This window comes from Streptomyces sp. Z423-1 (assembly GCF_013009255.1).
Classification (GTDB): Bacteria; Actinomycetota; Actinomycetes; order Streptomycetales; family Streptomycetaceae; genus Streptomyces; species Streptomyces gossypiisoli.
Window position 1 is genome coordinate 4,716,786 of record NZ_CP053109.1, and the last position, 12,503, is coordinate 4,729,288.

General features: G+C 72.1%; 11 protein-coding genes and 2 tRNA genes. 5 read left to right on the forward strand and 8 right to left on the reverse strand.

The annotated features are described in order from the left end of the window. Positions 1-17: 17 nt before the first annotated feature. Entirely contained in the window at positions 18-1,694 is a 1,677-nt protein-coding gene (locus HJD23_RS21000; RefSeq protein ID WP_171110364.1) for a long-chain fatty acid--CoA ligase, read from the forward strand. Positions 1,695-1,746: 52 nt separating this feature from the next. Here HJD23_RS21000 and HJD23_RS21005 read toward each other — a convergent pair whose 3' ends face one another. Next, on the reverse strand, positions 1,747-2,961 hold the full coding sequence (locus HJD23_RS21005; RefSeq protein ID WP_171110363.1) for an MFS transporter: 1,215 nt from the start codon (positions 2,959-2,961) through the stop codon (positions 1,747-1,749). Positions 2,962-3,213: 252 nt separating this feature from the next. Between HJD23_RS21005 and HJD23_RS21010 the strand changes: the two genes are divergently transcribed. Both HJD23_RS21010 and HJD23_RS21015 read left to right on the forward strand, forming a co-directional pair. After that, on the forward strand, positions 3,214-3,792 hold the full coding sequence (locus HJD23_RS21010; protein WP_171110362.1) for a TetR family transcriptional regulator: 579 nt from the start codon (positions 3,214-3,216) through the stop codon (positions 3,790-3,792). Positions 3,793-3,900: 108 nt separating this feature from the next. Next, positions 3,901-4,578: a hypothetical protein gene (locus HJD23_RS21015; protein ID WP_171110361.1), complete on the forward strand. Its 678-nt coding sequence runs from the start codon at positions 3,901-3,903 to the stop codon at positions 4,576-4,578. Between the two features lie 10 nt (positions 4,579-4,588). On the opposite strand, the gene HJD23_RS21020 is transcribed toward HJD23_RS21015, so the two are convergent. Both HJD23_RS21020 and HJD23_RS21025 read right to left on the reverse strand, forming a co-directional pair. Beyond that, the gene (locus tag HJD23_RS21020; RefSeq protein WP_240980770.1) at positions 4,589-9,109 is read right to left on the reverse strand and encodes a PAS domain-containing protein; all 4,521 of its coding nucleotides are present in this window, start codon (positions 9,107-9,109) and stop codon (positions 4,589-4,591) included. A 352-nt stretch (positions 9,110-9,461) separates the two neighbouring features. Further along, a complete protein-coding gene (locus HJD23_RS21025) occupies positions 9,462-9,935 on the reverse strand; it encodes an SSI family serine proteinase inhibitor (protein WP_240980771.1) in 474 nt (157 codons plus the stop codon). A gap of 209 nt (positions 9,936-10,144) precedes the next feature. On the opposite strand from HJD23_RS21025, the gene HJD23_RS21030 reads away from it, so the two are divergent. Both HJD23_RS21030 and HJD23_RS21035 read left to right on the forward strand, forming a co-directional pair. Next, positions 10,145-10,235: transfer RNA gene (locus HJD23_RS21030), tRNA-Ser, on the forward strand. Positions 10,236-10,437: 202 nt separating this feature from the next. Further along, a tRNA-Arg gene (locus tag HJD23_RS21035) sits at positions 10,438-10,510 on the forward strand. Between the two features lie 36 nt (positions 10,511-10,546). Here HJD23_RS21035 and HJD23_RS43960 read toward each other — a convergent pair. The 5 genes from HJD23_RS43960 to HJD23_RS43975 all read right to left on the reverse strand — a co-directional run bounded on the left by HJD23_RS43960 (position 10,547) and on the right by HJD23_RS43975 (position 12,384). Continuing rightward, positions 10,547-11,059, reverse strand: a complete 513-nt coding sequence (locus HJD23_RS43960; RefSeq protein ID WP_277347808.1) for an integrase core domain-containing protein — start codon at positions 11,057-11,059, stop codon at positions 10,547-10,549. A gap of 41 nt (positions 11,060-11,100) precedes the next feature. Next, positions 11,101-11,352 (reverse strand): hypothetical protein, encoded by a 252-nt coding sequence (locus HJD23_RS43965; protein ID WP_232107804.1) that lies wholly within the window; start codon positions 11,350-11,352, stop codon positions 11,101-11,103. A gap of 207 nt (positions 11,353-11,559) precedes the next feature. Then, positions 11,560-11,685 carry a hypothetical protein gene (locus HJD23_RS44745; protein WP_269475776.1) on the reverse strand — a complete coding sequence of 42 codons (126 nt, stop codon included), beginning with the start codon at positions 11,683-11,685 and terminating at the stop codon, positions 11,560-11,562. A gap of 314 nt (positions 11,686-11,999) precedes the next feature. Further along, positions 12,000-12,167, reverse strand: coding sequence for a hypothetical protein (locus tag HJD23_RS43970; RefSeq protein ID WP_232107533.1), 168 nt, complete (start codon positions 12,165-12,167; stop codon positions 12,000-12,002). 55 nt (positions 12,168-12,222) lie between these two features. Continuing rightward, positions 12,223-12,384, reverse strand: coding sequence for a hypothetical protein (locus HJD23_RS43975; protein WP_232107534.1), 162 nt, complete (start codon positions 12,382-12,384; stop codon positions 12,223-12,225). Positions 12,385-12,503 lie beyond the last annotated feature (119 nt).

Sequence of the window (12,503 nt, forward strand, 5' to 3'; positions counted from 1 at the left end):
TTACCGCCGCGTAGGCAATGTCGCCCCGGGAGGCCGCCGTGCTGAGCACCATGCAGGACGTACCGCTGTTGATCTCCAGGATCCTGACCCACGGGTCCACGATCCACGGATCGTCGCATGTGATCACCTGGACCGGCGAGGGCGACCCGCACCGCCGCTCCTACGCCGAGATCGGCACCCGCGCGGCCCAGCTGGCACACGCCCTGCGCGACGACCTCGGGGTCCAGGACGACGACAGGGTCGGCACCCTGATGTGGAACAACTCCGAGCACATCGAGGCATACTTCGCGATTCCCTCCATGGGCGCGGTCCTGCACACCCTCAACCTCCGCCTGCCCCCCGAACAACTGGCCTGGATCGTCAACCACGCCGCCGACCGGGTGGTGATCGCCAACGGCTCCCTGCTCCCGCTGCTGGCCCCCCTTCTGCCGCACCTGAAGACGGTCGAGCACGTCGTCGTCTCCGGCCCGGGTGACCGCTCCCTCCTCGCTGACGCCACCGCACAGGTGCACGAGTACGAGGACCTGATCGCCGGCAAGCCGACCACGTACGACTGGCCGGAACTGGACGAACGCCAGGCCGCCGCCATGTGCTACACCTCCGGCACCACGGGCGACCCCAAGGGCGTGGTCTACAGCCACCGTTCGGTCTATCTGCACTCCATGCAGGTCAACATGGCCCAGTCGATGGGCCTGACCGACGAGGACACGTCCCTCGTGGTAGTTCCCCAGTTCCATGTCAACGCCTGGGGCCTGCCGCACGCCACCTTCATGACCGGCGTCAACCTGCTGATGCCGGACCGCTTCCTGCAGCCCGCCCCGCTCGCCGAGATGATCGAGCGGGAGAAGCCGACGCACGCCGCCGCGGTCCCCACCATCTGGCAGGGCCTGCTCGCCGAGGTGAACGCCCGGCCCCGTGACGTCTCCTCCCTCACTCAGGTCACCATCGGCGGCTCGGCCTGCCCGCCCTCGCTGATGGAGGCGTTCGACAAGCTGGGCATGCGGGTCTGTCACGCCTGGGGCATGACGGAGACCTCGCCGCTCGGCACAATCGCCCGTCCGCCGGCGCACGCGGTCGGTACGGAGGAGGAGTTGGCGTACCGTCTCACGCAGGGCCGTTTCCCCGCGAGCGTCGAGGCCCGCCTCACCGGTCCCGGCGGCGAGCGCCTCCCCTGGGACGGCGAGTCCGCCGGTGAGCTGGAGGTCCGCGGCCCCTGGATCGCGGGCGCCTACTACAACGGCCCGGACGCCGAAGCCCTGCGCCCCGCCGACAAGTTCAGCGAGGACGGCTGGCTGAAGACCGGAGACGTCGGCACGATCTCGCCCGACGGCTACCTCACCCTCACCGACCGCGCCAAGGACGTCATCAAGTCCGGCGGTGAGTGGATCTCCTCCGTGGAGCTGGAGAACGCCCTGATGTCCCACCCGGACGTCGCCGAGGCCGCCGTGGTCGCCGTCCCCGACGAGAAGTGGGGCGAACGCCCGCTGGCCACCGTGGTGCTGAAGGAGGGCGCCACCGCCGACTTCGAAACCCTCCGCACCTTCCTGGCCGACCAGGGCGGGATCGCCAAGTGGCAGCTCCCGGAGCGCTGGACGGTCATCGAGTCGGTGCCGAAGACGAGCGTCGGCAAGTTCGACAAGAAGGTGCTGCGCAGGCAGTACGCGGAGGGGGAGCTGGACGTCACCAAGCTCTGAGCGGCCCGTACGTCCGTTCTCAGCGGCCCGTACGTCCGTACGGCGGTGGCCCTCACCGCCGTACGGACGTGGTCGTCCACCCCAGCAGGAGCCACACCCCCGCCACCGCACACACACCGGCCCAGCCCCAGTGGCTGTACGCGGTCCCGGCCAGGGCGGAGGCGATCGCGCCGCCCGCGAAGCCGGCGACCACGTACGCGGTGTTGGCGGTGGCCGGGGTCGAGGTCGTGGTGAGGGCCAGGGTCTGGTTGGCGACGTGGGAGGCGACCAGGGCGGCGTGAACGGCGATCGCGGCCGCGAAGAGCGCCCACATCACCTGCCCGCCCAGCCAGAAGAGCGGCACGGACACGGCCGCGAGCAGATACGCGGAGCGTACGACCCGCGCGGTGCCGAAACGGTCCACCAGGCCGCCCGCCAGCGGAGCGACCACGCTGGCCGCCAGCCCGAAGAGGCCGAAGAGCCCGGCGGTGGCGATGGAGAGGCCGTACGACGGCCCGGTCAGCAGCAGCGCCAGCGACGTCCACAGCGCGCTCCACGCGCCGAACATCCCCGCCTGCCGTACGCACGCGCGCCACAGGTCGGGCGAGCGGCGGACGAGGCCGGGCAGCGCGGGGATGCCGGAGAACAGACGGCCGGTGCGGGGGCGCCGCTCCGACGGCAGGACCAGCGCCGTGGTCAGGCCCAGGACGAGGGTCAGGGCGCCCGCCCCCAGGAACACCGCCCGCCAGCCGAAGGCCTGCCCGGCGAGTCCGCCGACCACGCGGGCCGCGACGATGCCCGCGAACAGGCCCGAGATCACGACGGCGACATGGCGGGCCCGGTGTGCGGCGGGGGCGCGTTCGGCGACCAGCGGCACGAGCAGCTGGGGTATGACGGTCGCGGCGGACGCGACCAACACGGCGACCGCGAGGGTGCCCGTGCCGCCCGCGCCGGCGGAGGCGGCCAGCGCGGCCGTGGTCAGCAGGGTGAGGCCGGTGACCAGGCGGCGCCGGTTGACGGTGTCGCCGAGCGGGGCGAACAGCAGCAGGCCGATCGCGTACCCGAACTGCGCGACCGAGGCGATCCACGCCACGGCGGAGGGGGCCGAGCCGAAGTCGCGGGCGATGAGGGTGAGCAGCGGGGCGGCGAGGTAGATGTTGGCTGCCGTGACGGCGCTGCAGACGGCGATGAGGGTGAGGAAGAGGGTGGGGGCGGCGGGCGTCGGCTGCTTCGTGGGGGTGGTCGGGGGCGCCTGGTCGGCGGTGGTCGCCGAGGTTGCTGACGGCATCGGCGGAGGATTCCTTCGAGTCGGATGTTCGAGTCGGATCTGCGGGTCGGATCTGCCGGTCAGATCTGCGGGGCGGATGCTTCAGTTGCTTCGATTCGGGCGCTTCGAGCCTGCTCTAGCAACTAACCAGTTGCTCGAGCCTGCTCTAGCAACTAACCAGTTGGTTGACCTACCTACCGCCCAACAGTCTGCGCGCACCACTCATTCCCCGTCAACCAAACAGTTGGTTACCTCTCCGGCTACCCTCTATCCATGGCAGTCAGGGACCCCGAAGCCACCAAGGCCCGCATTTTCGACGCGGCCGTCGCCGAGTTCGCCCGACACGGCATCGCCGGCGCCCGCATCGACCGCATCGCCGCCGAGGCCAAGGCCAACAAACAGCTGATCTACGCCTACTTCGGCAACAAGGCGGAGCTCTTCACCCACGTCCTGGAGAAGAAGATGCTCGACCTCGCGATCTCGGTCCCCGTCGACCCGGACGACATCGAGGCCTGGATCGACCGCCTGATGGACTACCACGCCGCCCACCCCGAACTGCTGCGCCTGCTCTTCTGGGAGGGCCTGGAGTACGGCACCACCGAACTGCCCGACGAGCCCGAACGCCAGGAGCACTACGCCCGCAAGGTCGCCGCGATGCGGGACGGCCAGGAACGGGGCGTCGTCACCGACGCCATCCCGGCCTCCGACCTGCTCTTCCTGCTCACCGCGCTGGCCAACTGGGCGGCCGTCGTCCCGCAGATGAAGCGCATCCTGGTGGGCGCGGACGACGCGGACCGGGAGCGGTTGCGGGCGTCGGTGAAGGAGGCGGCACGGCGGCTGACGGCACGCTGACTTCGTCGGGCGGGACCCCGGAAGTGAGCAGGGGCGGGACCGCGGAAGTGATCAGGAACGCACAGCACCCGGCGCATCCGGACCGGCCGAGTGATCGTCTAGAACGTCATGGACCTGACGTATGCAGCCGACCGCATCCCACGCCGCCCCGTCGCGTTGTTCCTGGCGCTCGCCGGTGTCGCCGGAGCGCTGCTGGTCGGCCGGGGCGGTCTGGACACCGTCGTGGGCTGCGGTGTGGCCGACGATCCCCACCCCTCGCAGACGGCGCGGGACTGGGTCGAGAACGCCGACCACGTCGTCGTGGCGACCCCGGTCCGCGAGGAGGAGACCAACCGGCGCGAGTTCAAGAAGGGCGCGTACCGCTTCCAGACCGACCGGACGGTCACCTTCCGCACGGACGACGTCCTCTGGTCCGCCCCGCGCCCCGACCGGCCCATCGCCGAGGGCTTCGACCTGACCGCCCCCGGCTGGCGCATCCACCGCGCGAGCGGCAACCGGGTCAAACGGACCGCCGCCTACGCACCCCGCCTGGAGCCCGGCCACACCTATCTGCTCGCCGTGCGCTGGACGGCCGACGGATGGGCCGTCCTGGGGGAGGGCGCCGCCATCCCGTTCGACGACCGCACGGCCGGGCGGGGCGAATGGTGCGGCCGGATCCTGACCGAGGAGGACGTGGCACGCGGCGAACGCTTCTCCCGCCGGGCCGACGACAGCCTGGAAAAGGCCGTGCACGGCCGCGACGAACAGGCCGTCGTCAGCGCGCTGGAAGGCGCCGGCCGCAGCTGACCGGCGTGGCTCAGTTGGTCCCGATCCGCGCCAGCAGATCCACGATCCGGCTCTGCACCTCCGTACTCGTGGACCGCTCCGCGAGGAACAGCACCGTCTCGCCGGAGGCGAGCCGCGGCAGGTCGGCCTGGTCGACGGCGGCCGTGTAGACGACGAGCGGGGTGCGGTTGAGCTGCCCGTTCGCGCGCAGCCAGTCCACGATTCCCGCCCGGCGCCGATGCACCTGCATCAGGTCCATCACCACCAGGTTCGGCCGGAACTGCCCCGCCAGCGTCACCGCGTCCGCGTCACTCGCCGCCCGCGCCACCTGCATCCCGCGCCGCTCCAGCGTCGCGGTCAGCGCCAGCGCGATCTCCGCGTGCTCCTCGATCAGCAGCACGCGCGGCGGGTGCTGCTCACTGTCGCGCGGGGCGAGCGCCTTCAGCAGTACGGCGGGATCGGCGCCGTACGCCGCCTCGCGCGTGGCCTGTCCGAGCCCGGCCGTCACCATGACCGGCACCTCCGCCGCCACGGCCGCCTGCCGCAGCGACTGCAGCGCGGTCCGCGTGATCGGCCCGGTCAGCGGGTCGACGAACAGCGCCGCCGGGAACGCGGCGATCTGCGCGTCCACCTCCTCGCGCGAGTGCACGATCACCGGCCGGTAGCCGCGGTCGCTGAGCGCCTGCTGGGTCGACACGTCCGGCGCGGGCCACACCAGCAGCCGACGCGGGTTGTCGAGCGGCTCCGGCGGCAGCTCGTCGTCCATCGGCTGCGGCCGGGGCGGGTCCGCCACCTCGACGGCCCCACCGGGACCGTCCAGCGGTTCGGGACCCTCGGCGGCGTTCTCGTCCGGTGCGCCTATGGCGTACGACCGTCCCGCCCCCTCACTCGCCGGTCCGGCGAGCCGCGACTGCCCGGCGAGCGACGGCTGCTTCTGCTGGGCGGCGGACGGCTGCTCCCCCTGCGGATGCGAGCGCGCGGCGGCCGGTTCCGGCGGCGTCCCCAGCTTGCGGCGCCTGCCCCCGCCCGACGACTGATGCGGCGGAGGCGTGGCCCCGGCCGACGGCTGATGGGGCGGAGGCGTGGCCCCGGCCGACGGCTGCTGCACCTGCGCCGCCTGCCGCGTGAACGGCACACCCTGCCCCAGCGTCCGCACACTGATCGCCCGGCCCTGGGTGGAGTTCGGGTCCACGGGCGCGGCGGCACCGGAACCGGCCGCTTCGGCGGGCAGGGGCTGCGCCATCCGCGCCTGGGTCGCACTGCTCGGACCGGCCGCCGCCTCGGGCGGCAGCGGGGCGGCGCCGGGGGCCGGGGGCTGTGGTGCGGGGGGTGCCTGCTCGGGGACCGGAGTCGGGGGTACGGGCATCCCGGGCGCGTTCGGTACGGGCGCGGCGGCGTTCGGCGGCACGGGGGTGCCGACGCCGGGCTGAGGTACCGGGGTGCCCGTGGCGGGTGTGCCCGTGGCGGGGGTCTCGTCCGCACCGGCGCTGGCGGGCCACTGCTGCGGCGGCGGGGTGGCGCTGTGCGCCGGTGCCGCCTCGGTGGGAAGGGGCCGGGCGGGGGCCGGGGCCTGCGGGGGTACGGCCGCCTGGGCGGGCTGTGGCTGTGGCTGCGGCGGGACGGGCTGGCCGGGGGCGGGCTGAGTCGGCGCGGGCTGCCCGGGGACTGGCTGTGCGACGCCCTGCGCGGGCACGCTGACCTGCCCGGACGGCTGCTGCGCGGGGACGTTCTGCAGTTGGGCCGCGGGTGTGGCGGGGGCCGATGGGAGCGGGGGCTGGGCTTGGACCTGAGGCTGAGCCTGGACTTGAGGCAGGGCCTGGACCTGGCCCTGGACCGGGGCCTGGACTTGAGGCTGGGCCTGAACCTGAGGCCGAGCCTGCGGCTGGGCCGTCTGCACCGGAGTCACCTGGGCCGGAATCGACTGCGCGGGCGCCCCGTTCCCCTCGGCCTGCGGTGCGGCCACCCGACGGCGGCGTCCCGTCGGGGCGCTCGCCGGATGCGGCTGTGGCGGGGTGTGGTCGTCGGACTGGTCGTGCGGTACGGCGTCATGCCGGCCGTGATCGTCGGCGGGCACGGCACCGGGAGTGCCCTGGCTCGGCATCTGCGCCTGCGCGGGACCGGCCTGCGGGGCAGCCTGCCCCGGCACCGGGACAGCGGCCGGCCCCAGGCCCTGCGGCTGTGCGGGCGCGGGGGCCGCCCCCCGATCCGCCTCGGCGGGCGGCAGCGCGAACACCGTGCGCGGTCCCGCCTCCTGTGCGGCGGCCCGCTCCTGAGCCGCGGCGAGCGCCCGCCGCCGACGCCCGGTCGACTGCTGCTGCCCCTCGGCACCGGCACCGGCCCCGGCCGGAACCACCGCGGCAGACGCATCCGGCGCAGGAGCCTCCGACCCGGCCGCGGGCAACGCCGCCGGCAGCGCATGCTGTTCCCCCGCCGCACGCCGGGCCCGCCGCCCGCCGCCGGACGCGGGCACGCCCTGCGGCGGGACCGTCCCGCCCAGGCCGCTCGCGACCGCCGCGGTGCCCGCGGCATGCTCGGCGGCCGTGACGACAGCGCCCTCGGCGACTCCGTCCGCCGCCGCGCTGTCCGTCGTACCGTCCGCCAGGGCCGTACCGTCCGCCACGGCGACCTCGGCACCCTCGGCCGACCGCCCACGCCGCCGCCCGGTACCCCCACTTGCCTCAGCAGCCTCACCGGTCGCCTCCGCCACCTGGGGCGCGGCCCGGCGCCGGCGCCGCCCGGTGGGAGCGGCGGCCTCCAGCTCGGCGGCCTTGGCCCCCGGCACCTCGCTCTCCAGGAAGGCGTCCGTGGACGCGCGCCGTGCGCGCCGCCGCCCGCCACCGGAGGTCTCCTCTCCCCCCTCGGGCGCGGCTTCCGGAGCGGCAACGGCCCCCGCTCCACCGCCGAGCGGCACCTCAAGGACGTACGCACTGCCGCTCATACCCGGCACTTCATGTGTCTGCAGCACGCCACCGTGGGCGCGCACGATCCCGCGCACGATCGGCTCGTGCACCGGGTCTCCCCCGGCGTACGGCCCGCGCACCTCGATCCGTACGACCTCGCCGCGCTGTGCCGCCGCGACCACGACGGTGTTGTCCAGATAACCGCCCGCCGACGTGGGCGCGTTGCCGGTCGCGTCGACGCCCGCGACATCCGCGACGAGATGCGCGAGGGCGGTGGCGAGGCGCTGCGGGTCGACCTCGGCCTCGATGGGCGGCGCGTGCACGGCGAACTGCACGCGCCCCGGGCCGACGAGTTCGACGGCCCCGTCGACACCGGCCGCGACGACCGCGTCCAGCATCACCTTCGTACGCGTGATCTCCTCGGTGCCCGCGTCGAGCCGCTGGTAGCCGAGGACGTTGTCGATGAGCTGGGTGATCCGCGAGTACCCGGCGGAGAGGTGGTGCAGGACCTGGTTGGCCTCGGGCCACAGCTGACCGGCGTCGTCCGCGGCGAGGGCCGCGAGGTCGCGGCGCAGTTCGTCGAGCGGCCCGCGCAGGGAGCGCCCGAGCAGCGTCAGCAGCTGCTCGTGCCGCCCGGCCAGGGCCTCGTACCGGTCCTTCTCCCGCTCGGCGAGTGCGGCGTACCGCTCCTCGCTCGACGCCACCTCCTCCGCGTGCCGCTCGCGCAGGTCCTCCAGTTCGGTGACGTGCTGCTGGCGCAGGGCGGTGAGGTCGGAGGCGTGCTCCTCGGACAGCCGCTCCAGTTCCTCGGTGTGCCGCTTCTCGACGGCGGCCTTCTCCTCGGCGAGGGCGTCGTACGGCCGCCGGTCGGTGAAGGTCATCACGGCGCCGACGAGCTGGTCGCCGTCCCGCACGGGCGCGGTCGTGAGGTCGACGGAGACCTTGTCCCCGCCCTTGGACCACAGCACCTGCCCGCGCACCCGGTGCTTGCGCCCGGAGCGCAGGGTGTCTGCGAGCGCGGACTCGTCGTACGGGAACGGCGAGCCGTCGGCGCGCGAGTGCAGTACGAGGGTGTGCAGCTCCTTGCCGCCGAGTTCGCCGGCGCGGTAGCCCAGGATCTGCGCGGCGGCCGGGTTGACGAGCACGATCCGGCCGTCGGTGTCGGTGCCGACGACGCCCTCGGACGCGGCGCGCAGGATCATCTCGGTCTGCCGCTGCGAGCGGGCGAGCTCGGCCTCGGTGTCGACGGTGCCGGAGAGGTCGCGCACCACGAGCATGAGCAGCTCGTCGCTGGCGTAGCCGTAACTGTCGTAGGCCTGCTGACCGTTCTCGAGATTCGCGCTCGTGACCTCGACGGGGAACTCGCTGCCGTCGGTGCGCCGGGCGATCATCCGGGTCGGCTTGGTCCGGCCGCGCGGGTCGATGTGGTCGGGCCGCCGCATGGACCCGGGAATCAGCCTGGAGTCGAACTGCGGCAGCAGGTCCAGCAGCCCGCGCCCGACGAGCGCGGTCCCGGGCGCCTCGAAGGCCTCCAGGGCGATCGTGTTCGCGTTGACGACGGTCCCGTTTGCGTTGACCAGCACCAACGCGTCGGGCAGCGCGTCCAGTATGGCTGCGAGGCGAGCAGCGCCTCGGGATGGCCTGCTGCTCACGAGACGCTTCCCTCCTGTTACCGCACCTTGCCGACCGCTCGAGCCATCTTGCCAACCGGCCCGCGACGTGTCACGCGAGGGAGTCTAAGGGCTGAGGTTGTGCTCGCGACGCTGGATGCGAGAGAGGTCGCACGACGAAGTGACACGGAGCGGATGCGCGTCACGCGCCCGCGCACATCGCCGCCACGCGCCGTTCGCGGGCCCTGCGCCGGACCTTTACGTCTTGCCGGTGTGCCTCTGGGAAGGTCTGGGTGCGGGCTTCCGGGAACGGGGGTGCGAGGGCCTGTGCGCAGCTCTCGGGCGGCACCGGCGTGAAGGTTGTGCGCGACTTGGGCGGCACCTGCACGAAGGTTTACGCGCGGGCCTCGGGAAGAAATGGCACGAGCCGGTCCCAGCGGGCGATCTCGCAGCCGTTGCTGCGATCGAACGTGGCATCGACGGGGCGTCCGGCCCACGTTCCGGTGACGCGGGCGGTGGCGGGGCCGCCGTACTGCATGGTGCACATGCTGTCCCGGGCCACGGGACCGAAGACGCCCCGCCCCCACCGGGTCTCCCTCTCCAGCGCCCGGCACGCCCCGCCCGCCTCCGGGTGACTCCCGCCACTGGGGTGGCACCGCACCTCGAAGGTCCCGTCAGCACCACTGCCCACACCACGGACGGTGACGGTGAGGTGATCGGCGGCGCTGTGGTGGGGTCCGCGGTGCTGGCCGAAGAAGGGGGAGGGCACGTCGGCGGCCGCGGGGGCGGCGGACAGTGCGGACAGTGAGGTGAGGGCGGCGAGGGAGGCGCCGGCGGCGAGGGCGAGCCGGGGCAGCGTAAGACTCATGGCCTGCAACATGACCTGACTAACGCCCTACGCCCCCGGACGTTGCGCGCCCCTACGCCCCCGGCGTCCGGCACACCCGCCCCGACCGGCGGGGAAGCCCTTTGCCCTGCGGGCCGCCTGCCTAGTACCGTAGGGGGCGATTGGTGACAGCACGCTCGACTGTGTCATCATCTGCACACACCGCTCGCGCCCGCGCGAGCGGCTGTAGTGGAGGCGTCGCCTAGTCCGGTCTATGGCGCCGCACTGCTAATGCGGTTTGGGCCTTAAAGCCCATCGAGGGTTCAAATCCCTCCGCCTCCGCACTCACCGAAGCCCTGGTCCCCGGACCGGGGCTTCGGCCGTTCCGGGCCGGTCGCCCCGGACCCCATAAGACGCGTTTTCGCAGGTCGCAAGGGGTGCGGCTAATGGATTTCACATGACGGCGGCAGTCATGTAATGTTCTTCCTGTCGCCGCGAGCGGGCCGGAAGGAACGGGAGCGGCGGGAAAACAGAACACAGACAAGCACTCGTAGCTTAACGGATAGAGCATCTGACTACGGATCAGAAGGTTGCAGGTTCGAATCCTGCCGAGTGCGCAGTGTGATGTCTCAGGACATCGGAAACCCTCGAACCTATGGGTTCGGGGGTTTCGTCGTGTTGGTGGGGTGCTGGGGCTGGTAGTCGCGGGTGGGGTCGATGATCAGCTCGCGCAGTAGTTCCCCGGTGTCGGCGTTAACGATGCGGACGTGGAGATCGTCGACGAGCAGGATCACGCTGGTTCGGGCGTGGGTCCGTCCGACGCCTATGTGGTAGAGCCGGCCGCCCACGCGCAGGGTGACCGGGCCGGATTGGTCGATGCGGTCGTGGTGGACGCGGGTGTGGATGTCGGCATCGCGGCTGTGCGTGGGGAGGGCCTTGGGCAGGGTGGTGTAGACGGTGGCCGGGGTGGCGCGGTGGGGCAGGGACCGGTGAGGGCGCTCGTGGTTGTATGCGTGGGTGAACCGGTCGGTCAGGGCCTGCATCTGGGGCAGGGTGGTGGGCTGGTCGGGCTGGGCGTGCAGCCAGATCTTCATCGTCTGCTGGAAGCGTTCGACTTTGCCGCAGGTGGTGGTATGTCCGGCCTCTGAATCATGCCTTGACGGCAGTGTTTGACGGCAACCGCCTCAGGAGACGGATGGGGAGCCGATCAGACGGCTACGGGGACATCGGCTGTGCCGTCGTCATCGTCCGTGCCGTTGCCGTCACCCCTCGGGGCACCCCCGACGCGATCGAACGCCGAGCGCTGCGAGTCGAGCCGGACGAAGGTGTAGATGTGCATGGTCACGCGGATGAAGCTGTGGCCCAGGACCTCCATGATCATGCGAGCGTCGGCGCCCTGTTCGTGAGAGATCGGTACGGCGGGTTCGGCGAGCGGTCCGAGGAAACGGACGGGGAGCAATCCCGGCACCGCGCCCCGGGCCGACTCAACAAGCGGACCTTACGGACTCCGGCGCGAGCGCACAGCGCTTCGAACGACCGGTTCAGGTTGCGCGGCTCGATGGCGGTCCCGTTCTTCGTGGCGAAGACGAGCCCCTGGGCCCCTTCCAGTTCGCGCCAGCGGCCTTCCGGTCGGCGATCTGCTGGGCACGCTGAGCACGGAGCGCAGTCACGCACTCGGACGGCAGGGCCACGCGGCGAGCCGAGCGCTGCGCTTCGGCGCGACGATCAGCAGTTCGCCGCCGACCCGCTGTAGAGCCTGCCGGACGATGAGCACACCTTCGTGGAGGTCCACGTCCGATTAGCGCAGCCCGAGCAGCTCCCCCCCGCCGCAGACCGATGCGGACCGCCAGTTCGTACGCGCCCACAGCCGGTTGTCACGGCCGCCGCCAGGAGCTGACGCCCCTCCCGGGCGGTGAGCGGTTCGATCGCGCGCTTCGTTCCCATGCTCAGCTCCGCGTTCCGGGCTACGTTGCGGGGCAACTCGCTTTCACGTACGGCGTGCTGCAGCACTTGCCGAGGGCGCAGCAGTGCCGCTTGCGCTCGGGCCGCTTCTTCGCATCTTGTCCTTGCTCTGCGCGCAGCACTGGCAGGTGGCCGCCGTCTTGGTCAGGAAGGCCCGATGTCGCGGGCGGTGAGCCGGGTCAGCTTCTTCCTGCCGAACTCGGGCTTGACGTAATTGCGGACGAGGACTCGTAGTCGACGTAACGTCCTCGTGCGGACCTTGCCCTGGGCAACGTTCGCGAGCCAGTACGTCAGGTACTGGGCGATGGTCATCTTGCTGGTGGCGACCGGCAGACCGTTGAGGCAGTCGGTTTTGAGCTTGGTCAGCTCACGTCAGCTTCTCGTGTGCTTCGTCCCAGGCCTTGCCGTAGAGGCTGCGCCGCTTGTACGTGCCGTCCGTTGTCAGAACGTAGAAACTGCCCTCCCAACGGCCGTCCTTGCGCTGGTAGATGGTGCCTTGGTTGTTGGCGTTCTTCTTCGGGTTGGCCATCAGGCGGCCCTACCTTTCAGGACACGGCTGAACCCCAGCCACTCGTAGTGGCACTTGTGGGGCGGGGTGTGGCTCTCAGGCTGGCTGCCGTTGTTCGTGGCTCCGGAAGCTTGGCCACC